Raw genomic sequence first — 25,968 nt, 5'->3', positions numbered from 1 at the left:
AGCGCGAACGAAGAGGGTCGATCGAATCAGGGGACGTAGCTGGCCCGCAGCGAGACCCGGGCGTGGGCACGTACGCCGAGCAGGCGGATGTACCAGGTGCCGGCCGCGGGCGCGGCGACGTGGATGGTCTCGTTGTTGCCCGGTCGCGACGAGATCGCGTCGTAGTCGCTGTCGGTCGGCAGCTCGCCCAGGCGCGCGGTCAGGGTCACGTCGCCGCTGCCGCCGTAGCTGAGGATGCGCAGGTTGCGCGCGCCGGCCGGCACCTCGATGCGGTACAGGTGCGTGTCGCCGGCGGCGCCCTCGATGCCGGTGACGGCGGCGCCGTTCTGCAGCTCGATCGCCTCGGGCGCGGCTTCGGTGACCTCCACCGAGGCGCTGGCATCGTTGTTGCCGGCTTCCGGGTCCTGGGTCTGCGAGGTGGCCGCGGCGGTCAGCGTGACGGTGGCGCCCAGCGCGCTCTCCGGCGCGGTGGCGCTGATGCCGAAGACCGCGTCGGCGCCGGTCTCGAGCGTGTCGGCCGTGCAGGCGACGGAGGTCACGTCGCTGCCGCTGGTCGGTGCGTCGCAGCTCCAGCCGTCCGGGGCCGAGACCGCCAGGTCGTCGAGCTCGGCGTCGAGCGAGAAGCCCACGCCCGGGAACGCCGCCGCGTCCGGACCGTCGTTGCCGACGGTGACCGCGAACGCCATCGCCTCGCCGACCACGGCGCTGCTCTCGACCGCCTCGGCGGTGACCGTGAGGTCGGCGAAGGTCGATGCCCGCAGCCGCACGAGCAGCATGGTCGGATCGTGGTCGGACAGGCGCGTGGGCGTGTCGGCATCGTTGCGCGCGACTTCGGGGAAGTCGGCGTTGATGCGGGCGTGGCTGATCGCATGGCCGGCGACGTCCGCCGAATCGAGCAGCGCGCGGTTGACCAGCACGTGGTCGAGCGACTGCGCCTGGTAGTCGAACACGAAGGAGTAGCGCTCCTCCGGGTCGGCATCGAGCGTGGTGTTGTGCAGGTCCGGATCGACCAGGTCGACGCCATCGCCCTCGACGGCGGTCTCGTCGTCCGGCGTCGGCTGGCCCGTGACCATGCCCAGCGCGTCGACGTAGCCGTCGTTGAACTGGAAGGCGTTGAAGTCGCCGAGCACCACGATGTTGCGCGCCGGGTCGTCGTCCTGCATGCCGTCGATCAGCCCGGCCAGGTACTCCGACTGCGCCTGGCGCTTGGCGCGCACGCGCGCGCCGCCGGTCGGCCAGCCGTTGCTGCCGCCGTCGTCGCTGTCGACGCCGCTGAGCGAGCGCTGGTGCACCACGATCGGCGTGACCGGCAGGCTGCGGCCGTCGGCGAAGTGGACGACGGCGTCCATCACCAGCGGCGGGCGGTCGTTGAGCAGGGTGCTGGAGCCGTCGGGGTTGGACAGCATCGCGCCGACGCCGGCCTGCTCGACCGACAGCACCTCGACCCGGGCGACGCCGGCCGCGACCTCGCCGGTGCGGGCCAGGAAGCCGACGTCGATGCCGCCGACGTCGTTGCCTTCCTCCAGCCATGCGACGTAGCCGGGATCGGGATCGCCGGCCGCCACGGCGTCGGCGTTGACGCGCTCGGCCAGCGCCTGCAGCACCGACAGGTTCTCCACCTCGGTCACGCCGAGCACGTCGGGCGTGTGCAGGAACCGGCGGATGGCGATCGAGGCCTTGTTCAGGCGCATCTCCAGCGCTTCCGGCGTCAGCACCGGATCGCCGGTGGCCGGATCGTTGTGGGTGTCGAAGAAGCGCTCGAGGTTGTAGGTGGCGAAGGTCGCGTGGTCGGCGGTCGGGACCGTTGCCGCGCGCGGCTGGCCGGCCTCGCCGCACTCGGCGACCAGCTCGGCTTCCGGGTAGATCGTGTAGCGGCGGAAGGTGTAGTCGAGCGGGCCGGTGAGCGAGCCGTCGACGATCTCGCAGCCGGCGGCCAGGTCGGCGGTCGGCGCGCCGATGGTGCCGCTGTTGACCGCGATCAGCTCCGGGTTGAAGTCCCAGCGAGGGATGTTCGGCGCGGTGCTGCCGAGCGGGTCCGGATCCGGGACCTGGATGCCGGGCTCGCGGAACGGGCGCGCGGTGCCGGTCACCACCACCGCGAAGCGGCCGTTGCTGGTGCCGGTGGCGGACGGCTCGTTGGTGAAGCCGCCGGTCGGCGCGACCACGGTGAAGCTGGGCGCGGTCACGCGCATGCCTTCCAGGTGCTCGAGCTGGTCGAGCCCGCCGTCGGCATTGGGCACGTCGGTCGTCAGCGCCACCGGCGCCGGCAGCGGATGGCCGCCGGACAGCAGGACCACGGTCGGCGAGACGATCTCCGTCAGCGGCAGCTGGTGCGGATCGGCCGCGGGAACGTACTCGTCCACCGTGCCCTGCACCAGCACCCGGCTGCCGACCGCGGCGGCAGCCGGCGGCGCGCCGCCGGTGAAGACGAAGATGCCTTCCGACGTGGCCGGGTTGCCGTCGTCCTCGCCGTCGGCGCTCTGCAGGAAGAAGCCGTTGTTCTTGCGTCCGGTGACGATGCCTTCGGTGGCGACCGCCTGGCCGTCGTACGGGGACAGCTGGCCGTCGCCCTGGATGGCGTGGATCGCCAGCGTGGTGACGTCGTCGTTGAGGATGGTGGCGGTGGCCTGCGCGCGCGCGATCAGCGCGCCGACGGCGTTGTCGAGGTCGACGTGGAAGGTCTCGTCCGGCTCGGTATCGCCGTCGCCGAGCACGTCGACGGTGATCGTCACCGAGGTCTCGCCCTCGTCGATGGTCACGGTGCCGCTTTCGGCGACGTAGTCCTGGCCGGCGACCGCGCTGCCGTCGGCGGTGGCGTAGTCGACGCTGACCCCGCCCGGCCCCGCCGGCTGGTTGAGGCTGATGCTGAAGAAGAACGGCGTGACGCCGCCGTCGCCCTCGGCCGCGCTGGTGTCGGCGATGCTGAGATAGGCCTCGCCGCCGCCGCCGCAGACGTTGGGAATCGCGCTGCCGTTGCGCGGCGCCGGCGTGCCGGTGCCGAAATCGGTAGCGTTGTCGTCGCTGTCGGCGCAGCCGCCGTCGTTGCGGAAGCCGGCGGTGGAGTTGTTCAGGCCCGGCGCGGTGCCGCTGCCTTCGAAATAGTTGGCGCCGCCGAACCCGACCAGGTCGAGGATCAGCGCTTCCTGCGCGGGGGAGCAGGGATTGCTGCCGCCGTTGCAGCCCAGGCCGGCGGTGGAGTCGACCAGCGCGGCCTTGCCGGAACTGCCCGACATGTTGATGGTGCCGGAGGCCTCGGCCGCGGGCAGCGGGTCGCCGGTGCTGCCGCCGGCCAGCGCGACCAGGTAGTACCGGCCCGGCTCGATCGTGTCGGCCGGCAGCACCACGATCTGCGAGGCGCCGGCGCCGAAGTTGCCGGTGCCGGTGGCGCTGGCGTATTGCAGGGACTTGCCGGACAGCGACACCGCCTCGGCGCCGCGGTTGAACAGTTCGACATAGTCGTTGGTGAAGGTGGCGCCGCTGTTGCCGCCGCCGCCGTAGACCTGGCTGATGACGACCTGGGCCTGGACGGCACCGATGCCGCACGACAGAAGCAAGGCCAGCCCGAGCTGGCGACAGATACCGCGCATGGTGGTACTCCCCTGGAAAGAATGTGCTCGATCCGGCGCCCCCCGGCCGCCCGATTGTGCCCGGAACCGATGTCGGTTGCATGACGCCGCCGGCGGGGCCGCCGCGGCGATTGGGTTAATCTGCGCGGATGACCGACCAGCGCAACGAACGACCGCTCGAGGCGGGCATCCACACCGACCTGAACGGGCAACTGACCTACGCCGGCTATCTGCGCCTGGACCGGCTGCTGTCGGCGCAGCAGCCGCTGTCGGAGCCGCCGCACCACGACGAGATGCTGTTCATCGTCCAGCACCAGGTCTCGGAGCTGTGGATCAAGCTGATGATCCATGAGCTCTCGGCGGCGATCGCCCACCTCCGGCGCGACGAGGTCTGGCGCTGCCGCAAGGTGCTGGCGCGCTGCAAGCAGGTGCTGCGGCAGCTGACGGAGCAGTGGTCGGTACTGGAAACGCTCACCCCGGCCGAGTACCTGGAGTTCCGGGAGATCCTGGGGCCGTCGTCGGGATTCCAGTCGCTGCAGTACCGCAGCATGGAGTTCCTGTTGGGCAACAAGAACGCGGCCATGCTGCGGGTGTTCGCCCATGATCCCGAGGGGCAGGCGGCGCTGCGCGAGACGCTGGAGGCGCCGAGCCTCTACGACGAGTTCCTGTGCTACCTCGCACGCTGGGGGCATGCCGTGCCGCAACGGCACCTGCAGCGCGACTGGCGCCAGCCGCACGCGCTGGACCGGGACCTGCTGCCGGTGCTCGGCGCCATCTACGAGGACACCGACCGCTACTGGCGCGAATACGCCCTGAGCGAGGACCTGGTGGACGTGGAGACCCAGTTCCAGCTGTGGCGCTTCCGCCACATGCGCACGGTGATGCGGATCATCGGCTTCAAGCGCGGCACCGGCGGCTCCAGCGGCGTGGGTTTCCTCAAGCAGGCGCTGGAGCTGACCTTCTTTCCGGAACTGTTCGAGGTGCGCACCCACATCGGAGCGCCGCGGGAAGACGGCGCCTGACGCGGGCACCGCAGCCGTCGTAGAGCCGAGCTTGCTCGGCTGCGCGGGCTCCGGAGCCGGGGGAGCAGCGGAGCAAGCTCCGCTCTACGGGGCGCGAAGCGGCCATGGCGGGGTTCCGGGCTGCTAGGATGCGGCGGTTCATCCTACAGACAGGAGCCTGCGCATGAGCCAGCCCAACCCGGAGACCGGGGCAGCGTCACGCAACATGGTCACCCGATTCCTCGATGCGGTGGAGCGCGTCGGCAACAAGCTGCCGGATCCGGCGATGCTGTTCCTGATCCTGATGGTGGTGGTGTGGGTGGTCTCGGCGCTGCTGGCCAACGTGAGCTTCGCCGAGGTCGATCCGCGCAGCGGCGATCCGATCCAGATCCGCAACATGCTCGGCGGCGCCGCCTTCACCGAGTTCATGGCGCAGATGGTGCGCACCTTCGTCAACTTCGCGCCGCTGGGCGTGGTGCTGGTGGCGATGCTGGGCCTGGGCGTGGCCGAGCACACCGGCTTCATCAGCGCGGCGCTGCGCGCGATCCTGTCGTTCACGCCGAAGATGCTGCTGACTCCGGTGCTGATCGCGGTCGGCGTGCTCAGCCACGTCGCGGTCGACGCCGGCTACGTGCTGGTGATTCCGCTCGGTGCGGTGATCTTCTACGCCGCCGGGCGCCACCCGCTGGCGGGCATCGCGGCGGCGTTCGCGGGCGTGTCGGGCGGCTTCTCCGCGACGCTGTTCGTCCCATCGAGCCTGGACCCGCTGCTGGCCGGCCTGAGCCAGGAGGCGGCGCGGATCATCGATCCGGCGGTGGTCGTCAATCCGCTGAACAACTATTTCTTCACCACGGCGTCGACCTTCCTCGTGGTCGGGATCGGCTGGTTCCTGACCGACAAGGTGATCGAGCCGCGCCTGCGCGGCACCGAGGTCGACGGCGAGGTCAGCGAGTTCCAGACCATGGAGGCGCTCGAGCCGCGCGAGCGCAAGGGCCTGCTGCTGGCGGTGCTCGGGATGCTGGCGGCGGTGGCGGTGTTCGCGCTGTCGATGATGCCGGAGACCTCGGCGTGGCGCGCGCCAGCCGAGGCGGTGCCGCCGGGCGGGCACCCGCTGCTGGTCGCCGCGGCGCCGGTGATGCAGTCGATCGTGCCGCTGATCTTCATCTTCTTCCTGATCCCGGGCGTCATCTACGGTTACGTCGCCGGCACGGTCAAGGGCCACCGCGACGTCATCCAGGGCATGAGCAAGGCGATGGGCAGCATGGCGTACTACATCGTCATGGCGTTCTTCGCCGCGCAGTTCATCTACGCCTTCGGGCAGAGCAACCTGGGCGCGTTGATGGCGATCAAGGGCGCGGCCTGGCTGCAGGCGATGAACTTCCCGATGGGCGTGACCCTGGTCGGCATCGTGCTGTTGTCCGGCTTCGTCAATCTGATGGTCGGTTCGGCCTCGGCCAAGTGGGCGCTGATCGGCGCGATCATGGTGCCGATGCTGATGCAGCTGGGGGTCTCGCCGGACCTGACCCAGGCCGCCTACCGCGTCGGCGACTCCAGCACCAACATCATCACCCCGCTGCTGCCGTACTTCCCGCTGGTGGTGGTGTTCTGCCAGCGCTACGTGAAGTCCAGCGGCATCGGCACCCTGCTGGCGCTGATGCTGCCGTTCTCGATCACCCTGCTGGTGGTGTGGACCGCGTTCCTGATCGGCTTCTGGGCGCTGGGCATCCCGCTGGGCGTCGGCGCGAGCTACGGATACGGGGCCGGCTGATCCGTCGTTGCCCGGGGTCCGGGTACCGGCATTCCGTTTCCGCGCCCGCCGACCCGCAAGGTCGGCGGGCGTCCCCTGCGCCTGGCGGTGGAAACGGTATCGGGCCAGGACATTCGTCATCGCGGCGGGGTGCGGCCCGCCCACTGGCTGCGGGCGGGCGGCGGCGGCATGGGTGTCCGCCGTCGTCGGGCCCGTGGGAGCGCCACACGCGGAGTGGTCGGGCAGTGGCGCGGCACTCCACCTCGGCGGGTCGATGAGCGGACGACCTGCGTCCGCCCGGGCGGGCGGGCGCGTGGGCACCCGCGGTCACGGCGGGCGCCGGAACTGCCGCGACGCGGACTACCGCATCGGGGTCACGCGGCGACGCCGCGGCTCGCGGTCACGTGCGTCCGCCGGCCAGGCCCTTGAGCCAGCGCGAGAGCAGCAGCAGGAGCACGCCGGGGCCCGCGGTCCACAGGAAGATCGACAGGAACATGGACGGCATCTGCGGCAGCGACTCGCGATCGAACTGCCCGGCGATCAGCCCCGCGAACAGGTTGCCCAGCGAGATCGAGATGAACCACAGGCCCATCATCTGGCCGAGGAACTTGCGCGGCGCCAGCTTGGTGACCGCGGACAGCCCGACCGGGCTCAGGCACAGCTCGCCGGTGGTGTGCAGCAGGTAGGTCAGCACCAGCCACAGCGGCAGCACCTGCTCGCCGCTGGCGGCGAGGGTGGCGGCGAAGGCCATCACCGCGAAGCCGAGCCCGAGCGAGATCAGGCCGAGCGCGAACTTGAACGGGACCGACGGATTGAGGTTGCGCGCGCCGAGCCGGATCCAGATCGCGGCGAACACCGGCGCCAGCAGGATGATGAAGATCGGGTTGACCGACTGCAGGAACGACGCCGGCATTTCCCAGCCGAAGATCATGCGGTCGGTATAACGCTGGGCGAAGATGTTGAGCGAGGAGCCGGCCTGCTCGAACCCGGACCAGAACATCGCCGAGAAGATGAACAGGATCGCCAGCAGCCAGACCCTGCGCTTGTCCTGCGCGTCGACGCGGCCGAACAGCAGGATGTAGGCGAAGTACACCACCGCGATGCCGATGATCACGGCGGCGGCGCTGCGCGCGACCAGCAGCGGATCGATCGCCACCACGCCGGTGAAGACCGCGATCGCCATCGCCGCCATCGCCGCGACCGCGATCCAGAATCCGCGCCACTCGTTGCGCAGCCGCGGCGCGTCGGCCGGGTCGTCGAAGTCCCGGATCGGTCGGGCGCCGGCGTCGCCGAGCTTGCTCTGCTGGAGGCGGTACTGGATCACGCCGGCCACCATGCCGACGCCGGCGGCGGCGAAGCCGTAGTGCCAGTTCCAGCCCTCGCCCAGCGCGCCCACGACGAACGGGCCGAGGAACGCGCCCAGGTTGATGCCCATGTAGAACAGCGAGAAGCCGGCGTCGCGGCGCGCCCCGCCTTCCGGATACAGCTCGCCGACGATGCTCGAGGCGTTGGGCTTGAGCAGGCCGGTGCCGATCACGATCAGGAACAGGCCCAGGTAGAAGAACGGCAGGTTCGGCACCGCGAGGCTGAAGTGGCCCAGCGCGATGATGATGCCGCCGTACCAGACCGCCTTCTGCTGGCCGATCAGCCGGTCGGCGACCCAGCCGCCCGGCACCGACAGCAGGTACACGCCCGCGGTGTAGAGGCCGTAGACCGCGCCGGCGTGCTGTTCGGAGAACCCGAGCCCGCCGGCCTCGACCGCGGCGACCATGAACAGGAACAGGATCGCCCGCATCCCGTAGTAGGAGAAGCGTTCCCACATCTCCAGGAAGAACAGGGTGTAGAGGCCGGGCGGGTGCTTCGCCTGGGTGGCAGCGGGCTGGTTCATGGGATGGACTTCCGGATGGACAAACCCGGGCACCATGGCCTCCGCGATTGTTCCACGTCAATAGCGGGGCGGGATCCGTGGACGGGAACGGCGCCGGTTGCCGCGGCCGCGGCGGGGCGGGTGGTCGCTACGGGCGCGACGCCAGGTCCAGCTTGGTCAGCAGCCGGTCGAGCATGATCCGTTCGCCCTCGTCCAGCTGCGCCAGCAGGTCGCGCTCGTAGCCCAGCGCCAGCGGCACCACCTCGTCGTAGACGCGGTAGCCGGCCTCGCTCAGCTGCAGCACCGAGCGGCGGCGATCGCTGCCGTGCATCTCGCGCTCGACCAGGCCGCGCTTGAGCAGCCGCGCCACCGCCCGGCTCACCGCCACCTTGTCCATCGCCGTGCGGTCGGCGACGCCGTTGGCCGACAGCTCCGGATAGCGGCCCAGCACCGCGATCACCCGCCACTCGGTGATGCCGATGCCGAAGCGTTCGGCGTAGGCGTTGGCGATGGTCTGGCTGACGTGGTTGGAGAGCACGCTCAGCCGGTAGGGCAGGAAGCGCTCGAGTTCCAGCACTTCATGCGCGGCGGTGCGGTCCTGGGGAGGCGCGGGGTCGTGGGCCATGCTGCGTTGCACCTTGCAAATGGTTGCAGTTGAAACTATAAAGTGGGTTCATCAATCGCAAGGCGCACTGTAGCGCGCCGCGCCCGCACAGCAGGAGTCGACCATGAGCGCCCAACCCCACGCGCATCCCCAGGGCCCCAACCTCGGCATGCAGGTGACCACCTTCGAGAATCCGATGGGCATCGACGGCTTCGAGTTCGTCGAGTTCGCCGCCCCCGCGGGACAGGGGACGATGCTGCACGACTACTTCCGGAAGATGGGCTTCACCGCGGTGCTGAAGCACAAGTCGCGGGCGATCACCGTCTACCGCCAGGGCGGGGTGAACTTCCTGGTCAACGAGGACCCGGACTCGTTCGCCGCCGATTTCGCCGCCGCGCACGGCCCCAGCGCCTGCGGCTTCGCGATCCGCTTCGGCAAGCCCGCGGCGGAGGTGTTCGAGAAGGTGCTCGGAAACGGCGGCGAGGCCGTGGACGGCAAGGAGTCCACCAAGGCCGTCGACGTGCCGGTGGTCAAGGGCATCGGCGACTGCATGCTGTACCTGGTCGACCGCTACGGCGACAAGGGCTCGGTCTACGACGATTTCGCCCCGGTCGAGGGCGCGGACCAGGACCCGGCCGGGTTCGGCCTGACCTTCATCGACCACCTGACCCACAACCTGTACCAGGGCAACATGCAGAAGTGGTCGGACTACTACGAGCGGCTGTTCAACTTCCGCGAGATCCGCTACTTCGACATCAAGGGCGCCAAGACCGGGCTGGTCTCGAAGGCGATGACCGCGCCGGACGGCGTGGTGCGCATCCCGCTCAACGAGTCCAGCGATCCGAAGTCGCAGATCAACGAATACCTCGACGCGTACAAGGGCGAGGGCATCCAGCACATCGCCTGCTTCACCGACGACATCTACGCCACGGTGGAGCGGATGCGCGCGGCCGGCGTCGAGTTCCTGGATACGCCCGACACCTACTTCGAGGTGATCGACCAGCGCATCCCGGATCACGGCGAGGACGTGCCGCGGCTGGCGAGGAACAAGATCCTGATCGATGCCGATCCCGAGACCAAGCAGCGCAAGCTGCTGCAGATCTTCACCCAGAACGCGATCGGCCCGATCTTCTTCGAGATCATCCAGCGCAAGGGCAACGAGGGCTTCGGCGAGGGCAATTTCCAGGCCCTGTTCGAGAGCATCGAACGCGACCAGATCAAGCGCGGCGTGCTTTAGAGTCTTCTTCCCCTGGAGAGGCTGGCTCCGAGCTTCTGAGCCCCTCTCCCTCCGGGAGAGGGGTTGGGGTGAGGGTACGGCGAAGTGACGACAGTCAAACCACCGCTACCGACCAGAACCCTCGACAGCGCACGCCGCCTGCGCCGCGAAACGACGGACGCCGAACGAAAACTTTGGAGGCATCTGCGAGCGGGTCAACTGGACGGCCTGAAGTTCCGCCGCCAGCATCCCATCCCACCCTACATCGCCGACTTCTGCTGCATCGAGGAAAAGCTGATTGTCGAACTGGATGGCTCACAGCACACCGTGGACGTCGATGCTGCCAGAACGCGCCATCTCGAAGCGCAAGGCTGGCGACTGCTCCGGTTCTGGGACAACGATGTGCTGAGCAATTCCGATGCGGCGCTCGAAGCGATCTGGAACAGTGTCGGGCGCCGTACCCTCACCCCAACCCCTCTCCCAAAGGGAGAGGGGCTTTAAAGACCAGGCTGCCATGTCCTCTTCGACTTCCAATCCCGCGAACTACATGTCCGGCTTCGGCAACGAGTTCGCCACCGAGGCCGAGCCCGGGACCCTGCCGGTCGGGCAGAACTCGCCGCAGAAGGTCGCGCACGGGCTCTACGCCGAGCAGCTGAGCGGCACCGCGTTCACCGCGCCGCGCGGCCAGAACCGCCGCAGCTGGCTCTACCGGATCCGGCCGGCGCTGACGCACGGCGGCTTCACGCCGTTCGCGCAGCCGCGCCTGCACGACGATTTCGTCCACGGGCCGGTCTCCCCGGACCAGATGCGCTGGAGCCCGTTGCCGGTTCCGGAGGCGCCGGTCGATTTCATCGACGGGCTGTTCACCATGGGCGGCAACGGCTACGCCGGCGCGCAGCAGGGCGTCGGCATCCACGTCTATGCGGCCAATGCCTCGATGGCCGGGCGCTTCTTCTACAGCGCCGACGGCGAGCTGCTGATCGTGCCGCAGCAAGGGCGGCTGCACATCGCCACCGAACTCGGCCTGCTCGAGGTCGAGCCGCAGGAGATCGCGGTGGTCCCGCGCGGCATCCGCTTCCGGGTCGAACTGCCGGACGGGCTGTCGCGCGGCTACGTGTGCGAGAACTTCGGCGCGCAGCTGCGATTGCCGGACCTGGGCCCGATCGGCGCCAACGGCCTGGCCAATCCGCGCGATTTCCTCGCGCCTTGCGCCGCCTACGAGGATGCCCAGGGCGATTTCGAACTGATCGCCAAGTTCCAGGGCCATTTGTGGCGCGCCGACATCGACCATTCGCCGCTGGACGTGGTCGGCTGGCACGGCAACTACGCGCCCTACAAGTACGACCTGCGCCGCTTCAACGCGATCGGCTCGATCAGCTTCGACCATCCCGACCCGAGCATTTTCACCGTGCTCACCGCGCCCAGCGACACGCCGGGCACGGCCAATATGGATTTCGCGATCTTCCCGCCGCGCTGGCTGGTGGCGCAGCACACCTTCCGGCCGCCATGGTTCCATCGCAACGTCGCCAGCGAGTTCATGGGGCTGGTGCACGGCGCCTACGACGCCAAGGCGGAAGGCTTCGCCCCGGGCGGCTGCTCGCTGCACAACTGCATGAGCGGGCACGGGCCGGACGCGGCGACCTTCGAGAAGGCGTCGAACGCCGACCTGTCGAAGCCGGACGTGATCGCCGACACCATGGCCTTCATGTTCGAGACCCGCGCGGTGATCCGGCCGACGCAGCAGGCGATCGACGCCGGCCACCGGCAGCGCGACTACCAGGACTGCTGGGCCGGGCTGAAGAGGCATTTCCGGCGGCGCTAGGTAGGCCGCTTCGTTGCAGCCAGGCGGGTCGCCACGGGCGACGTGGATGGCGTGCTTCACAAAAGCGATTGCCTCGGATCGACGGATAAGGATCAAGAGACGAAAGGCGCCAGATCGTCTCTGCACTCCGCGTCGGTCCGCGGCAAAGCGTCCTTGTGCGGGTGGCCGACAGCCGATGCAGCCGAGCGGCCTACGATCGCGTACGCTTGCCGCCATGACCCCTCAGGAGCCATGCCGATGAAGCCGTCGATCCTGTTCGCCGCCGCGTTCGCGCTCGCGCTGTCCGCCTGCCAGGAGCGTCCGCAAGACGCGGCCGCGGACCCCGCTGCCGCCGGCGATGCCATGGAAGACCCCGCCGCGCCGCCGCCGCTCGACCAGCCGGAGGAGGACGTACCGCCGGCGACCGCGGCCGATGCCGCTGCAGCGACCGGATCGATGCCGGCCGAAGGCGCGATCACCTTCGGGGGCTTCGGCCCGGCCGCGTTCGGCGCCGACCAGGAGCAGGTGCGCATGGCCTGGGGCAAGGACCTGGGCGACGCCCAGCCGTCGGAGCCGGGCGGTTGCTACTACCTGATGCCGCAGCCGCAGCCGTCCGACGGCTACCGCCTCGCCTTCATGATCGAGGGCGACCGCTTCTCCCGCATCGACGTGCGCGCCGGCGACATCGTCGCGCCGGGCGGCGGCCGTGTGGGCATGAGCGCCGACGAGATCGAGGCCCTGTATCCCGGCCGGGTCGAACGGCGGCCGCACAAGTACGTCGAGGGTGCGTGGTATCTGCGCATTCCCGACGAGGCGGGCGGCGAGGGCGTGCTGCTGTTCGCCACCGACGAGCACGGCCGCGTCACCGAGTGGCGCGTCGGCGTGCCGCCGCAGGTGGACTACGTCGAAGGGTGCTCTTAAGAGCGAGACACGAGGAGTGGGAAACGAGAGAAGAGCCGTGGTTCGCACTCGTTCCTTCCTCTCGTCTCCGCTTCAGCCCTGGAATCGTGGCGGGCTCGCGACGAGGTGGACTATGCCGAGGCCCGTTCTCGAGGACCAGAAACGGGAAACGAGGAGTGAAAAAGGGAGCGGAGCAACCGCCTTCGATCGTTCCTCGTTCCTGCCTTTCAGCTAAAGGAGTTCGGCGATGGTGATCGAGTCGATCGGCTGGTTCGTGCTGGGCCTGGCGCTGCTCGCGCTCGGTGGCGATTCGATCGTCAAGGGCACGTCGGGCCTGGCCCGGCGCCTGGGCGTGTCGCCGTTCGTCGCCGGCCTGCTGCTGCTGGCCTTCGCCACCTCGCTGCCGGAGCTTGCGGTCAACGCGCGGGCGTTCGCGATCGGCGAATCGCAGCTGGCGCTGGGCAACGTGGTGGGCAGCAACATCGCCAACTTCGGCCTGACCCTGGGGCTGGCGGCGCTGGCCGCACCGCTGGCGCTGCGGATGCGGCTGCTGGCACCGATGCTGGTGCTGCTGGCGGCGGCGACGCTGGCGACGATCGCGTTCGGCCTCGACGGCCGCATCGGCCGCGTCGAAGGCGCGGGGCTGCTGCTGGGTTTCGCCGCGATGCTCGGCTTCCTGCTGGCGCGTGCGCGGCGCGAGGACGCGGGGGTGCGCGACGAGATCGCCGGCTACGTGGCAGCGCGTCCGCTGCTCGGTCTCAACCTGGTCCGGATCGCGGTGGCCGCGGCGCTGCTGTATTTCGGCGCCGGGTACGTCGTGCAGGGCGGCCTCGGGCTGGGTGCGGCCTGGGGCTTGTCGCCGCTGCTGGTCGGGCTGCTGCCGGTGGCGATCGGCACCGCGCTGCCGGAAGCGGCCGCGGCCGTCATGGCCGCGCGGCGCGGGCGCGGCGACATGGTCGCCGGGCACGTGCTCGGCTCCAGCCTGTTCAACCTGCTGGTGGTGGTCGGCGGCATGGCCGCGCTGCGGCCGCAGCCGCTGCCCGCTTCCTTCGTGCGGCTGGAACTGCCGGTGGCGATCGCGTTCGTGCTGGCCCTGTACCCGATGCTGCGCGGCGACCTGCGGATCAGCCGGCTCGAAGGCGGGATCCTCGTCGCCGCGTTCGCGGCATGGGTGGCGTTCGAACTGCTGCTGATCTGAGACGACACGCCCCGAGACCCCCACCCCGTAGAGCGGAGCTTGCTCCGCTGCGCGGGCTCCGGAGCCGGAAGCAGCGGAGCAAGCTCCGCTCTACGGAGGGGGTGGGTCGTCGCGGTCGGCGGTCGGCGGCCGCGGATCCTTCTCCGCCAGCGACAGCGCCGCCTTGGCCATCAGGTGGGCGCTGATCGGCGCGGTGATGAACAGGAAGCCGGTGATCAGCAGCTCGCGCAGGCCGAGACCGTCGCCGATCGTCGCGTGGTGGCCGATCGACGCGACCAGGATGCAGCCCACGCCCAGCGTGGTGGCCTTGGTCGGGCCGTGCAGGCGCTTGAAGAACTCCGACAGCTTGAGCAGGCCGATCGAGCCGACCAGCACGAAGAACGTGCCCACCGCCAGCAGCAGCACCAGCAGGATTTCGAACGCGGCGCTCATTCGACGATGTCCCGGCGCAACACGTACTTGCTCAGCATCACCGTGCTGACGAAGCCGAGCATGGCGATGATCAGCGCGGCCTCGAAGTAGATCGAAGAATCCAGGTGCATGCCGAACAGGATCAGCAGGGCGATCGTGTTCACGTACAGGGTGTCCAGCGCCAGGATCCGGTCCGGCACGCTGGGCCCGCGCAGCAGGCGCCACAGGCTCATCAGCATCGCCAGGCCGACGGCGTACAGCGCCATGGCGACGGCGGTCTCGATCACGGGAAGATCTCCTTCAGTGCGGCCTCGTAGCGCGTCTTGATGGTGTCGATCACATCGTCGGCGTCCTTGAGGTTGAAGCAGTGCACCAGCAGATGGCGGCGGTCGTCGCTCAGTTCCGCCGACACCGTGCCCGGCGTCAGGGTGATGATGCTGGCGAGCACGGTGGTGCCGTGGATGTTGCCGAGATCCAGCGGCACCTGCACGAAGCCGGGCGTGATCGCGCTTTCGGGGCCGAGGATCAGCCGCGCGACCTCGATGTTGGAGCGCACGATGTCGACGAACACGATGCCGCACAGCCGCAGCGCCACCAGCACCCGGCCGATGTGCGCGCGCTCGGGCTTGAGCATGTCGGCGAACAGCGGCAACGCGACCGCGAGCACCAGGCCGAGGACCAGCTGCCCGGGGCCGAAATCGGACACCAGCAGCAGCCACAGCACCAGGACCGCGATGCTCAGCGGCAGCGACGGCAGGAAGCGTCTCATGGCGACGGCGCCCTCCTTTGCGGAGCGGTGCCGCGCACCTGCTGCATGTAGTCGGCGGGCGCCAGCACCTGTTCGGCGGCGGCCTGGGTGTAGCGCAGCGCCGGGCCGGAGGCGAGCATCAGCGCGACGCCATAGCCGAGCAACAGCGTCACGGCGATCCGCTGCGGCGCCCGCGGCGGCTGCGGCGCGGCCGCCGCATCGGCGAACGATCCGGCGCGCCAGACCAACTGGCTGCCCGACCGCGCCAGCGCCAGGATCGCCAGCAGGCTGGTGACCAGCACGGTGCTCCACACCCACGCCATCCCGGTCTCCGGCACCGCCGCCAGCAGCATGAACTTGCCGATGAAGCCCGGCAGCGGCGGCAGCCCGCTGACCGACACCGCCGCGACCAGGAACAGCAGGCCGAGCGCGGTCTTGTGCCCGAGCGGCGCGGCGAGGTCGAGGCGATCGCCGGCCTTGCCGCGCTGGCGGCGGATCATGTCGGCGATCAGGAACAGCGCCGCGACCGCGAACGTGCTCTGCACCAGGTAGTACAGCCCGGCCGACACCGTCTCCGGCGTGCCCAGGGAGAAGGCGATGAACAGCGTCGCCGCCGAGGCGATCACCAGCCAGGCGGCCTGCGCACGCAGCGTCGGCGAGGCCAGCGCGCCCAGCGACGCCAGCACCAGGGTGGCGATGCCGGCCGGCAGCAGCCAGTCCCAGGCCCATCCGGCCAGCGCCCCCGCCTCGCTGCCGAACACCAGCGCGTACACGCGCAGCACCGCGTATGCGCCGACCTTGGTCATCACCGTGAACAGCGCGGCGACCGCGGCCGGCGCGCGCGCGTAGGTCTCCGGCAGCCACAGGTACAGCGGCAGCAGCGCGGCCTTGGCGCAGAACACCACCAGCAGGATGCCGGACGCCGCCTGGATCAGCGCGGCGTCGCCGGGATCGGCCTCGGCCACGCGCAGCGCCATTTCCGCCATGTTGAGCGTCCCGGTCAGGCCGTAGAGCAGGCCGAGCGCGACCAGGAACAGGGTCGAGGCGGTGATGTTGAACGCGACGTAGTGCAGCCCGGCGCTCATCCGCGGCCCGCGGCCGCCGCTGAGCATCAGTCCGTAGGAGGCGATCAGCAGCACCTCGAAGAACACGAACAGGTTGAACAGGTCGCCGGTCAGGAAGGCGCCGTTGAGCCCGGCCAGCTGCAGCTGGAACAGCGCGTGGAAATGCAGCGCGCGACGGTCCCAGCCGGCGCCGGCGTACAGCAGGCAGGGGATCGCGAGCAGGGCGGTGGTCAGCAGCATCAGCGCGCCGAGCCGGTCCACCGTCAGCGCGATTCCCAGCCGCGCCGGCCAGTCGCCGAGCAGGTAGACCAGCACCTCGCCCTGGCCGGCCTGCCGCGCCAGCAGGATCGCGACCGCCAGCAGCGCCCCCGTCGACAGCCACGCCACCAGCCGCTGCGCGGCGATGCTCCGGCGCGGGACCAGCAGCGCCAGCGCGGCGGCCAGCAGCGGCAGCAGCACCGGGAGGACCGGCAGGTGGTTCATCGCTCCGCCTCCCCCGCTTCCGGCTCGTGGCCGTCGACGTGGTCGCTGCGGTTGTCGGTGCGGCTGCGCATGGCCACGACGATCACGACCGCGGTCATCGCGAAGGCGATCACGATCGCGGTCAGCACCAGTGCCTGCGGCAGCGGGTCGCTGTAGTTGGCCAGCGTCCCCGCCACGCCCTCGCGCAGCACCGGTGGCTTGCCGATCACCGGGCGCCCGGAGACGAAGATCAGCAGGTTGGTGGCGTAGGACAGCAGGGTCAGGCCGAGGATGACGTCGAAGCTGCGCGCGCGCAGCAGCAGGTAGACGCCGCACGCGGTCAGTACGCCGATGCCGCTGGCCAATGCGAACTCCATCATGGCGTCCGAAACTCCGCTGTGCATGTCATGGCGCGGCGCTCGTCCTTGCCGGCGGTGCGTGCTTGGATTTCGCCGTGCCCATCATCGACAGGATCAGCATGGCGCCGCCGAAGACCACCAGGTAGACGCCGATGTCGAAACCGAGCGCGCTGGCCAGCGGCACCTCGCCGATCAGCGGCAGGTGCGGGTCGGCATGGCCGCTGGTGAGGAACGGCGCGTCGAACAGCATCGACGCGACGCCGGTGCCCACGGCCGCCAGCAGACCGACGCCGATGCAGCGCGCGTAGTCGAACCCCAGCCGTTGCTGCACGTACGCCGAACCCTGGATCACGTACTGCAGCAGCAGCGGGATCGCCAGCACCAGGCCGGCGATGAACCCGCCGCCGGGCTGGTTGTGGCCGCGCAGGAACAGGTACACCGACACCGCCAGCGCCAACGGGAACAGCAAGTGGCTGAGCTGCGCCGGCATCGGCAGCGCGACCGGATCGCCGGGGATGACCTCGTCCACCGTCAGCCGCGTGCGCCGCAGCAGCGCATGCACCACCAGGCCGGCGATGCCGAACACCGTGATCTCGCCCAGCGTATCGAAGCCGCGGAAGTCCACCAGGATCACGTTGACCACGTTGCTGCCCCAGGCCTCGGGCAGCGAGCGCGCCAGCAGCTCGCCGGCGATGGTCTGCGTGGGGCGGGTGATCACCGCGTACACCAGCGCGGTGACGCCGAGCCCCGCCGCCGCCGCGATCGCGATGTCGCGCCAGCGCCGCAGCCCCGAGCGCCCGCGCGGCGATGCCTTGGGCAGGTAGTTCAGCGCCAGCAGCATCAACGCGATCGTCACCAGTTCCACCAGCAGCTGCGTCAATGCCAGGTCCGGCGCCGACAGGAACACGAACACCAGGCTCACCGCCAGCCCGACCGCACCGATCACGATCAGCGCCAGCAGCCGCTGCCGGTGCAGCGCCACGGTGGCGATCGCCGCCACCGCCATCACCAGCCACAACAGCCAGCCCAGCGCCGGCATCGGCTGGCCGCCGGCGCTGCCCTGCAACGGTGCGCCCGGCGCCCCGGTCAGCAGCGCGGTCGCGAACGGCGCGGCCGCCAGCACCAGCGTCGCCAGCACCATCAGCAGGAGGTAGCGCTGCAGGCTGCCGTTGGCGATGGCGGAGGTGAAGCGCCAGGCCAGCATCAGCAGCGCCTTGACGTTGATCCGGAACAGGCGCTGCCCGAGCGAGCGCCGCATGGTCGCGTGGAGGTCGAACAGCCGGCGCAGGCCGAAGTACAGCGCCACGCCGAACACCATGCTGCCGATGCTCATCATCAGCGGCAGGTTGAATCCGTGCCAGATCGACAGGCTGTACGCGGGCAGCGCATCGCCGAGCACGCCACGCGCCGCGGTCGCCAGCACCGGCGCGACCGTCCACGCCGGCACGATACCCACCGCCAGGCAGATCACCACCAGGACCTCCACCGGGATCTTCATCCAGCGCGGCGGCTCGTGGACCTCGCGGTCGACCGCGCGCGGGCCGTCGCCGAAGAACGTGTCGTGCACGAAGCGCAGGCTGTAAGCGACGCCGAACACGCCGGCCAGGAACGCCACGAGCGACAGTCCGAGGCGCATCGCGTCGTGGCCGCTGATCTCCAGCGCCTCGGCGAAGAACATTTCCTTCGACAGGAAGCCGTTGAGCAGGGGGATGCCGGCCATCGCCAGCGAGGCGATGATCGCCAGCGCACTGGTGAACGGCAGCAGCCTGCGCAGCCCGCCGAGGCGGCGCATGTCGCGGGTGCCGGCCTCGTGGTCGATGATGCCGGCGGCCATGAACAGCGACGCCTTGAACACCGCGTGGTTGAGGATGTGGAACACGCCGGCGACCACCGCCATCGGCGTCGACAGCCCGAACAGCAGGGTGATCAGGCCCAGGTGCGAGATGGTCGAGTACGCCAGCAAGCCCTTGAGGTCGTGCTGGAAGATCGCGTTCCAGGCGCCGACCAGCAAGGTCGCCGCGCCGATGCCGCTGACGGTGTAGAAGAACAGGTCGGTGCCGGCCAGCGCAGGATGCAGCCGCGCCAGCAGGAACACGCCGGCCTTGACCATCGTCGCCGAGTGCAGGTAGGCCGAGACCGGCGTCGGCGCCGCCATCGCCTGCGGCAGCCAGAAATGCAGCGGGAACTGCGCGCTCTTGCTGAAGATGCCCAGCAGCACCAGGCCGAGCATCGGCGCGTACAGCGGATGGGCGCGGATCGCATCGCCCGAGGCCAGCACCACGTCGAGCTGGAAGCTGCCCACCATCTGCCCCAGCAGCAGCACGCCGCCGAGCAGCGCCAGGCCGCCGCCGCCGGTGATCGCCAGCGCCATGCGCGCGCCCTCGCGGGCGTCCTTGCGCTGGGTCCAGTAGCCGATCAGCAGGAACGAACTGATCGAGGTCAGCTCCCAGAACACCACCAGCAACAACAGGTTGCCGGCCAGCACCATGCCCAGCATCGCGCCCATGAACAGCAGCAGGTAGGCGAAGAAGCGCGGCGCGCAGTCGCTGCTGCTGAGGTAGTAGCGCGCGTACATCACGATCAGCGCGCCGATGCCGAGGATCAGCCCGGCGAACATCCATGCGAGCCCGTCCAGGCGCAGGTCGAACAGCAGGCCGGCCTGCGGGATCCAGGCGTGGCTGGCCTGCGGGATCTCGCCGGCCATCACCGCCGGCGTCAGCCACGCCAGGACCGCCAGCCCGAGCAGCGGCGCCGACGCAGCCAGCCATGCGGTCACCGCGCGCGGCACGTCGCGCAGGACCGCGACCACCAGTGCCAGCGCGAACGGCAGGGCCAGCAAGAGTTCGAGCATCGGTCTCCTTTCTGGGGCGTCGGCTGCGCCGTGGGGACGCGCAGGGAGGACGATTCTAGCAGGCGGCTTCGCACCGCCGGTCCGGCGCGCGCCGGGGATCGGGTTGGAAACTGGGGATCGGGAATCGAGCTTGGGGAGCCGGAAGAGCAGCAGCTGTTCTTCGCCGTCATCCCGGCGCGCGAGCTGGGATCACTTTTTGATCTTGCGGTTGCCCTTGAGCAAAGGCGACAGCAATGGATCCCGGCTCGCGCTGGGATGGCGGGCCAGGCTGACGCGCTGTCCGGCCAGCTTTCCGGCGCGCCGCATCGCCTATGCTTGTGTCATGTCGATCCGGCCCGCCACATCCCGGCATGCCTTGTGCCCGCGCCCGTCGCGTTCCGCGCCATGAGCGCGGTGCGGCATGCCCTGGTGTTCGGCGGCAGCGGCCAGGTCGGCGCGGCGCTGATCGCGCGGCTGCGCGCGGCGGGCTGGGCCGTTGCCGCACTCTCGCGTACACCGCCGCCGACAGGGGACGACGGCCTGCACTGGCTGCGCGGGGAGTTCGCGGCCTTGCCCGAACTACCACGCGCCTGCGATGCGATTTTCAGCTGCGGCCCGCTCGACCTGTTCTCGTTCTGGTACGTGCAGGCGGACATCGCGTGCCCGCGCGTGGTCGCGTTCGGCTCGACCAGCATGCAGAGCAAGCACGCCGCCGCCGATCCCGACGAGCGGGCGCTGGCGCAGCGCCTGCGCGCGGCGGAAGCACGGGTCTTCGGGGCAGCCGCCGAACGCGGCGCGGCGGCCACGCTGCTGCGGCCGACGCTGATCTATGGCGCCGGCCGCGACCACAGCCTGTCCCGCATCGCCGCACTCGCCGCGCGAACCGGATTCTTCGTGCTGCCCCGCGGTACCCGCGGCCTGCGCCAGCCGGTGCACGTCGACGATCTTGCGGCGGCCGCGCTCGCGGCGATCGAATGCACGGCGAGCTTCGGCCGCGGCTATGCGCTGCCGGGCGGCGAAACGCTCCCGTACCGGGAGATGGTGGTGCGCACGCTCGCGGCGCTGCCGTCGAGGCCGCGTTTGATCGAACTGCCGTCGCCGTTGTTCCGGCTGGCGCTGCGGACCGCGCACGCCAGCGGCCGCCTGCGCGGCCTGCCCGCCGGCGCCGTCGCACGCATGCGCGAGGACCTGGTGTTCGATGCCGGGCCCGCGCGCCGCGACCTCGGCTATGCCCCGCGCGCGTTCGCGCCGCGCGCCGACATGTTCGCGTCCTCCGCCCCGTAGAGCGGAGCAAGCTCCGCTCTACGGGGGGCTGTCAGGCGGCCGGGCTGGCGTCGTTCACCGGCGTGCGCGCCTTGCGCAGCGTGCGCAGCGCGATCACCAGCACGCCGCCGAGCACCATGGCGCCGCCGATCCACAGCGCCGGCCCGGGCCGGTCGCCCCAGAACGCGATTCCCAACGCCACCGCGATCACCGGCGTGATCAGCAGGTAAGGCGTGACCTGCGCGACCGGGTGGCGCTGCACCAGCAGGTAGAACACGCCGTGGCCGAGCAGCGATGCGAACACCGCCGAATACAGCGCGCCGCCCCAGCCGATCCAGCTCGTCGCGCGCAGCTGGGCGAAGCTGCCGGGCTCGAACACTGCGCTGATCGCCAGCAGCGGCAGCAGGCCGATGATCGCGGTCCAGCCCTGCTGGCTGATCATGTCGATGCCGCGCAACCTGCGCATGAGCACCGTCCCCAGCGCCAGCAGCAGCGACGACACCAGCATCACCGCGAGCGCCGCCGGCGCCGCCAGCACCATCGGGTCGAATCCCAGCACCAGCACCCCGGCGAAACTGAGCGCGATCGCGAAGCCGGTGCGCCAGGCGAAGCGTTCGCCGAGCAGCCACCACGCCAGCAGCGCCGCCATCGGCACGTAGCTCTGCATCACGATCGCCGGGGACGACAGGTTGCCGGCCATGCGCAGCGCCAGGAAGCTGGTGCCGAAGTGCAGCACGCCGTTGACCAGCGCCACCGCCGCCAGCAGCGGCCACTGCGCGCGCGGCGGCGGTTTGACGAACCACACCAGCAATGCGGCCAGGAACGCCATGCGCACGCCGGTGAACAGGAACGGCGGAATCTCCCGCAGCGCGTAGGCGGAGACCAGGAAGTTCACCGCCCAGAACAGGCAGATCAGCAGGACCAGTGCGAGGTCGCGCCCGCCGAGTCCGCGCGCGCCGCCGCTCACGCCTTCACCAGCGCCAGCCCAGCCTGCGGTAGAGCTTGGACAGCACCCAGGCCGGACCGATCAGCAGGTACACCAGGTCGGTGAGGAAGCTCGGCTTCTTGCCTTCGATCTTGTGGCCGATGAACTGCGCGACCCAGGCGACCACGAACACCGCGATCGCCAGCACCAGCAATCCGCGCGTGCCGAGCGTCCGGTGCAGCCACCATGTCAGCGCGCCCAGCAGCAGGTAGGCGACCAGCATGCCGAGGCCGAGCGGGCGCGAGGCGCGGTAGTAGAACAGCCACGAGGCGAACATCGCCACGCCGGCCCAGATGCCGGGGCGGAAGAACGCGCCGCTGGTCGGGATGCACCACAGCAGCGCGATCACGCTCCACAGGATCGCCGGCACGGCGAACACGTGGATCGCCTGGTTGGTGGCGTTGCGGTGGTCGCCGGAGTAGCTGGCGAACCAGCGGTCGATCGGGCGTCCGGCGTGTTCTGCGGTCGAGGTCATGGGGCCTCCAGGTCGGTCGGCAGCGGCAATCCCGTTCGCCGAGCATATCGCGATCGCAGGCGTCCAGACCCGTCGAGGCGATCGCGCGAGCCGCCGCCCCTCGGCTCGGCGCGGCGGCCGCCGGGGCGTCGGCGCCCGGGGCTCAGTCGGGCTCGATGGCGGCCAGCCGCCGCAGCGCCTCGGCGTAGCGGGCGCGGGTGCGCTCGATCACTTCCGGCGGCAGATGGGGACCGGGCGCGGTCTTGTCCCACTGCTGCGTCTCCAGCCAGTCGCGCACGATCTGCTTGTCGTAGCTCGGCGGGCTGCTGCCGACCTGGTATTCGTCCGCCGGCCAGTAGCGCGAGGAGTCGGGCGTGAGCATCTCGTCCATTACGTACAGGCGGCCGTCGGCGTCGGTGCCGAACTCGAACTTGGTGTCGGCCAGCAGGATGCCGCGCTCGGCGGCGTAGCCGGCGGCGAAGCGGTACAGGCGCAGGGTGGCGTCGCGGATCTGCTCGGCCAGGTCGGCGCCGATCCGGCGCACGGCGGCGTCGAAGTCGATGTTCTCGTCGTGCTCGCCGACGGCCGCCTTGGTCGACGGGGTGAAGATCGGCTCGACCAGCTGCTCGGCCTGGCGCAGGCCGTCGGGCAGGCGGATGCCGCTGACGCAGCCGGTGCGCCGGTAGTCCTTCCAGCCGCTGCCGATCAGGTAACCGCGGGCGATCGCCTCCACCGGCACCGGGCGCAGCTTCTTCGTCACCATCGACCGCTGCACGTACGGCGCCGGATCGACGCCGGCCGGCAGCACAGAGGCGACGTCGATGCCGGTCAGGTGGTTGGGCATCAGGTGCGCGGTCTTGCCGAACCAGAAATTGCTGATCCGGCACAGCATCTCGCCCTTGCCCGGGATCGGGTCCGGCAGCACCACGTCGAACGCCGAAATGCGATCGGTGGCGACGATGAGCAGGTGGCCGCCGGTGGCGTCGGAACCGGCGCGGCCGCGCCCGCCCGGCGCCGGCCCGTCGCCGAGATCGAAGACGTCGCGCACCTTGCCGCGGTGGCGCAGGGTCAGGCCGGGCAGGTCGGCATCGAGCAGGGTCGTGGCCAAGGCGGTACCCAGACGGAATCGGGCCGGGCAGTGTAGTGCGGTTGCCGCCGGGGTGCATGTTCCGGCGCCGCGGGCGCTCGCGCCCGCCTTCGCGCCTCGCCGGCGGGGGTGGCTGACACTACACTAGGGCAATGAAACGCTGGTACGGAAAACTGCTCGGCTTCATCGCCGGCTGGCTGCTGATGCGCCACCCGGCCGGGGGGTTGATCGGCCTGCTGATCGGCCATGCCTTCGATGCCGACTGGCTGTTCCCGCGGCGCGCGGCGCCCTACCGGGTGCTCGGCGTCGGCGACGACGCCAGCCAGGCCGAGATCGACCAGGCCTACCGGCGGCTGATGGCGCAGTACCACCCGGACCGGCTGTCCGGCGCCGCGCCCGAGCTGCGCGCGCAGGCGGAAAAGAAAGCCCAGGAGATCAACGGCGCCTACGACCGGATCAAGGCGCTGCGCCGGAAGGCGGGGAACGAGTGAAGAGGAACATGCAACGAGAGTAGGCGCGTCACGCATTCCCCGCCTTGCCGTCCATCCGCTTCCGGAGCGCTTCCCCCATGCAGCCAGCCGTCATCGCCCCCTCCATCCTCTCCGCCGACTTCGCCCGCCTAGGCGAGGAAGTCGACGCCGTGCTCGCCGCCGGCGCCGACTGGGTGCACTTCGACGTGATGGACAACCACTACGTGCCCAACCTCACCATCGGTCCGCTGGTGTGCGAGGCGCTGCGCAAGCACGGCGTCAGTGCCCCGATCGACGTGCACCTGATGGTCGAGCCGGTGGACCGCATCGTGCCGGATTTCGCCCGCGCCGGCGCCAGCCTGGTCAGCTTCCACCCCGAGGCCAGCCGCCACGTGCATCGCACCATCCAGCTGATCAAGGGCGAAGGCTGCCAGGCCGGGCTGGTGCTGAACCCGGCGACGCCGGTGGACGTGCTCGACTACGTGCTCGAGGACCTGGACCTGGTGCTGCTGATGTCGGTCAATCCCGGCTTCGGCGGACAGGCGTTCATTCCGTCGGCGCTGGACAAGCTGCGCACCGTGCGCGAACGCATCGACGCCAGCGGCCGCGCCATCCGCCTGGAGATCGACGGCGGGGTGAAGCCGGACAACATCGGCGCGATCGCCGCCGCCGGCGCCGACACCTTCGTCGCCGGCTCGGCCATCTTCGGGCAAGCGGACTACGCCGGCGTCATCGCGCGCATGCGCCAGGCGATCGCCGCGGGCGGCTAAAAAAAACAGCGCCGGCGGGAAGCCCCCCGGCGCTGCCGCTGGAGGCAATCCCGCCTCCGTCCGTCGTCCCTGCGATGGACTCCCATGCTCCACGCCGATGATGACGTCCGCATGACATTCACGGCGCGTCCCGCGGACGCTGCTAGCCTGCGGCTCCCCCGAACCGGTCCCGATCCATGCCGCCCCGGCGCTGGCGACTGATCCTCAACGGCAAGTCCGCCGAAGACGAACCGCTGCGCGAAGCCGTGCGGGCGATGCGCGATCGCGGCATCGTCCTGGAGGTGCGCGTGACCTGGGAGCCCGGCGACGCCGGGCGCTACGTCGCCGAGGCGGTCGCCGATGGCGTGGACACGGTGATCGCCGGCGGCGGCGACGGCACCCTGAGCGATGTCGCCGGCGCGCTCGCGCAGCGCGACGAAGCCGCCGCGGCGTTGCCGGCGCTGGCACTGGTCCCGCTGGGCACGGCCAACGATTTCGCCGCGTCGGCCGCGATCCCGGAGGAAGCCCTGTCCGCGCTCGAGTTGGCGCGAACCCAGCCATCCCGGCCATTCGACCTGCTCAGGTTGAAGGCCGACGGTGCGGTGCACTGGTGCGCCAACCTGGCCAGCGGCGGCTTCGGCACGCGCATCACCGTCGAGACCAACGAGGGGTTGAAGAAGATGCTCGGCGGCCTGGCCTATCTGCTCACCGGCATCGCCAAGGTCGGCCGGATCGAGCCGCTGCAGGCGCGCATCGCCGGGCCGGACTTCTCCTGGCAGGGTGGTTTCATCGCGCTCGGCATCGGCAACGGCCGCCAGGCGGGCGGCGGCCAGGCGCTGTGCCCGGATGCGCTGGCCGACGACGGCCTGCTCGACCTGACCGTCGTGCCGGAACTGGAGGGGGAGGTGGCCGCCACGCTCGGCACCGTGGTCAGCGAGGGCCGCGAGGCCGCGCTCGAGCAGGTGGCGGTGCGTGCGCGGCTGCCCTGGGTGGAGATCGACGCGCCGGAACCGCTCGTGCTCAACCTCGACGGCGAGCCGGTCCAGGCGCGCCGCTTCCGCATCGAGTGCGCGCACGCACGCCTGCGGATGCATCTGCCGCCGGATTGCGCGCTGCTGTCCGCGACGCGCTGATCGCCTCGTCGTGGCTGCCGGTCCGGCCCGTCGCCCGATGCTTCCGGCGGCGC

At 70.4% G+C, this 25,968-nt stretch carries 23 protein-coding genes; 11 read left to right on the top strand and 12 right to left on the bottom strand.

Going from position 1 to position 25,968, the window contains the following annotated elements; all coding sequences use genetic code 11:
• Positions 1-26: 26 nt before the first annotated feature.
• Positions 27-3,587 carry a Calx-beta domain-containing protein gene (locus tag U3649_RS18380; RefSeq protein WP_407352729.1) on the bottom strand — a complete coding sequence of 1,187 codons (3,561 nt, stop codon included), beginning with the start codon at positions 3,585-3,587 and terminating at the stop codon, positions 27-29.
• Between the two features lie 128 nt (positions 3,588-3,715).
• Here U3649_RS18380 and U3649_RS18375 point away from each other — a divergent pair, with 128 nt between their 5' ends.
• Both U3649_RS18375 and U3649_RS18370 read left to right on the top strand, forming a co-directional pair.
• Positions 3,716-4,588: a tryptophan 2,3-dioxygenase gene (locus tag U3649_RS18375; RefSeq protein WP_407352728.1), complete on the top strand. Its 873-nt coding sequence runs from the start codon at positions 3,716-3,718 to the stop codon at positions 4,586-4,588.
• Between the two features lie 163 nt (positions 4,589-4,751).
• Positions 4,752-6,335 carry an AbgT family transporter gene (locus U3649_RS18370; protein ID WP_407352727.1) on the top strand — a complete coding sequence of 528 codons (1,584 nt, stop codon included), beginning with the start codon at positions 4,752-4,754 and terminating at the stop codon, positions 6,333-6,335.
• 379 nt (positions 6,336-6,714) lie between these two features.
• Here U3649_RS18370 and U3649_RS18365 read toward each other — a convergent pair whose 3' ends face one another.
• Positions 6,715-8,202, bottom strand: a complete 1,488-nt coding sequence (locus U3649_RS18365) for a peptide MFS transporter (RefSeq protein ID WP_407352726.1) — start codon at positions 8,200-8,202, stop codon at positions 6,715-6,717.
• Positions 8,203-8,329: 127 nt separating this feature from the next.
• Positions 8,330-8,806 (bottom strand): MarR family winged helix-turn-helix transcriptional regulator, encoded by a 477-nt coding sequence (locus tag U3649_RS18360; RefSeq protein ID WP_407352725.1) that lies wholly within the window; start codon positions 8,804-8,806, stop codon positions 8,330-8,332.
• A gap of 103 nt (positions 8,807-8,909) precedes the next feature.
• On the opposite strand from U3649_RS18360, the gene hppD reads away from it, so the two are divergent.
• From hppD to U3649_RS18335, 5 genes are all read left to right on the top strand, one after another.
• Positions 8,910-10,022 carry a 4-hydroxyphenylpyruvate dioxygenase gene (gene hppD, locus U3649_RS18355; RefSeq protein WP_407352724.1) on the top strand — a complete coding sequence of 371 codons (1,113 nt, stop codon included), beginning with the start codon at positions 8,910-8,912 and terminating at the stop codon, positions 10,020-10,022.
• A gap of 84 nt (positions 10,023-10,106) precedes the next feature.
• On the top strand, positions 10,107-10,502 hold the full coding sequence (locus tag U3649_RS18350) for an endonuclease domain-containing protein (protein WP_407352723.1): 396 nt from the start codon (positions 10,107-10,109) through the stop codon (positions 10,500-10,502).
• Between the two features lie 13 nt (positions 10,503-10,515).
• The gene (gene hmgA / locus U3649_RS18345; RefSeq protein ID WP_407352722.1) at positions 10,516-11,823 is read left to right on the top strand and encodes a homogentisate 1,2-dioxygenase; all 1,308 of its coding nucleotides are present in this window, start codon (positions 10,516-10,518) and stop codon (positions 11,821-11,823) included.
• Between the two features lie 237 nt (positions 11,824-12,060).
• Positions 12,061-12,723: a hypothetical protein gene (locus U3649_RS18340; RefSeq protein WP_407352721.1), complete on the top strand. Its 663-nt coding sequence runs from the start codon at positions 12,061-12,063 to the stop codon at positions 12,721-12,723.
• A gap of 226 nt (positions 12,724-12,949) precedes the next feature.
• On the top strand, positions 12,950-13,900 hold the full coding sequence (locus U3649_RS18335) for a sodium:calcium antiporter (protein WP_407352720.1): 951 nt from the start codon (positions 12,950-12,952) through the stop codon (positions 13,898-13,900).
• 90 nt (positions 13,901-13,990) lie between these two features.
• On the opposite strand, the gene U3649_RS18330 is transcribed toward U3649_RS18335, so the two are convergent.
• Genes U3649_RS18330 through U3649_RS18305 form a run of 6 tightly spaced genes read right to left on the bottom strand, consistent with a single transcriptional unit; the run spans position 13,991 to position 19,795 of the window.
• A complete protein-coding gene (locus tag U3649_RS18330) occupies positions 13,991-14,332 on the bottom strand; it encodes a Na+/H+ antiporter subunit G (RefSeq protein ID WP_407352719.1) in 342 nt (113 codons plus the stop codon).
• A complete protein-coding gene (locus tag U3649_RS18325; protein ID WP_407354658.1) occupies positions 14,329-14,577 on the bottom strand; it encodes a K+/H+ antiporter subunit F in 249 nt (82 codons plus the stop codon). The genes U3649_RS18330 and U3649_RS18325 overlap by 4 nt, the downstream gene beginning before the upstream one ends.
• Positions 14,578-14,594: 17 nt before the next feature.
• Positions 14,595-15,080, bottom strand: coding sequence for a Na+/H+ antiporter subunit E (locus tag U3649_RS18320; RefSeq protein WP_407352718.1), 486 nt, complete (start codon positions 15,078-15,080; stop codon positions 14,595-14,597).
• A complete protein-coding gene (locus U3649_RS18315) occupies positions 15,077-16,606 on the bottom strand; it encodes a monovalent cation/H+ antiporter subunit D (RefSeq protein WP_407352717.1) in 1,530 nt (509 codons plus the stop codon). Before U3649_RS18315 ends, U3649_RS18320 begins: the two co-directional genes overlap by 4 nt.
• Positions 16,603-16,962, bottom strand: a complete 360-nt coding sequence (locus U3649_RS18310) for a Na+/H+ antiporter subunit C (RefSeq protein WP_407354657.1) — start codon at positions 16,960-16,962, stop codon at positions 16,603-16,605. The genes U3649_RS18315 and U3649_RS18310 overlap by 4 nt, the downstream gene beginning before the upstream one ends.
• A gap of 28 nt (positions 16,963-16,990) precedes the next feature.
• Positions 16,991-19,795, bottom strand: a complete 2,805-nt coding sequence (locus U3649_RS18305) for a monovalent cation/H+ antiporter subunit A (protein ID WP_407352716.1) — start codon at positions 19,793-19,795, stop codon at positions 16,991-16,993.
• 384 nt (positions 19,796-20,179) lie between these two features.
• Between U3649_RS18305 and U3649_RS18300 the strand changes: the two genes are divergently transcribed.
• A complete protein-coding gene (locus tag U3649_RS18300) occupies positions 20,180-21,058 on the top strand; it encodes an NAD-dependent epimerase/dehydratase family protein (RefSeq protein ID WP_407354656.1) in 879 nt (292 codons plus the stop codon).
• A gap of 31 nt (positions 21,059-21,089) precedes the next feature.
• On the opposite strand, the gene U3649_RS18295 is transcribed toward U3649_RS18300, so the two are convergent.
• The 3 genes from U3649_RS18295 to U3649_RS18285 all read right to left on the bottom strand — a co-directional run bounded on the left by U3649_RS18295 (position 21,090) and on the right by U3649_RS18285 (position 23,584).
• Positions 21,090-22,004 carry a DMT family transporter gene (locus U3649_RS18295; RefSeq protein ID WP_407352715.1) on the bottom strand — a complete coding sequence of 305 codons (915 nt, stop codon included), beginning with the start codon at positions 22,002-22,004 and terminating at the stop codon, positions 21,090-21,092.
• A gap of 4 nt (positions 22,005-22,008) precedes the next feature.
• Complete coding sequence (locus tag U3649_RS18290; protein ID WP_407352714.1) at positions 22,009-22,497, bottom strand: DUF962 domain-containing protein; 489 nt, start codon at positions 22,495-22,497, stop codon at positions 22,009-22,011.
• A 142-nt stretch (positions 22,498-22,639) separates the two neighbouring features.
• Complete coding sequence (locus U3649_RS18285; RefSeq protein ID WP_407352713.1) at positions 22,640-23,584, bottom strand: phosphoribosylaminoimidazolesuccinocarboxamide synthase; 945 nt, start codon at positions 23,582-23,584, stop codon at positions 22,640-22,642.
• Between the two features lie 131 nt (positions 23,585-23,715).
• On the opposite strand from U3649_RS18285, the gene U3649_RS18280 reads away from it, so the two are divergent.
• The 3 genes from U3649_RS18280 to yegS all read left to right on the top strand — a co-directional run bounded on the left by U3649_RS18280 (position 23,716) and on the right by yegS (position 25,915).
• Positions 23,716-24,054 (top strand): DnaJ family molecular chaperone, encoded by a 339-nt coding sequence (locus U3649_RS18280; protein WP_407352712.1) that lies wholly within the window; start codon positions 23,716-23,718, stop codon positions 24,052-24,054.
• A 77-nt stretch (positions 24,055-24,131) separates the two neighbouring features.
• Complete coding sequence (rpe, locus tag U3649_RS18275; RefSeq protein WP_407352711.1) at positions 24,132-24,803, top strand: ribulose-phosphate 3-epimerase; 672 nt, start codon at positions 24,132-24,134, stop codon at positions 24,801-24,803.
• A 176-nt stretch (positions 24,804-24,979) separates the two neighbouring features.
• Positions 24,980-25,915: a lipid kinase YegS gene (gene yegS / locus U3649_RS18270; protein WP_407352710.1), complete on the top strand. Its 936-nt coding sequence runs from the start codon at positions 24,980-24,982 to the stop codon at positions 25,913-25,915.
• The last annotated feature ends 53 nt before the right edge of the window (positions 25,916-25,968 follow it).

This window comes from Luteimonas sp. R10 (genome assembly GCF_045689605.1).
Classification (GTDB): domain Bacteria; phylum Pseudomonadota; class Gammaproteobacteria; order Xanthomonadales; family Xanthomonadaceae; genus Luteimonas.
The sequence above is the reverse complement of the archived record's forward strand: the minus strand, read 5'-3'. Positions and strand labels throughout refer to the sequence as shown.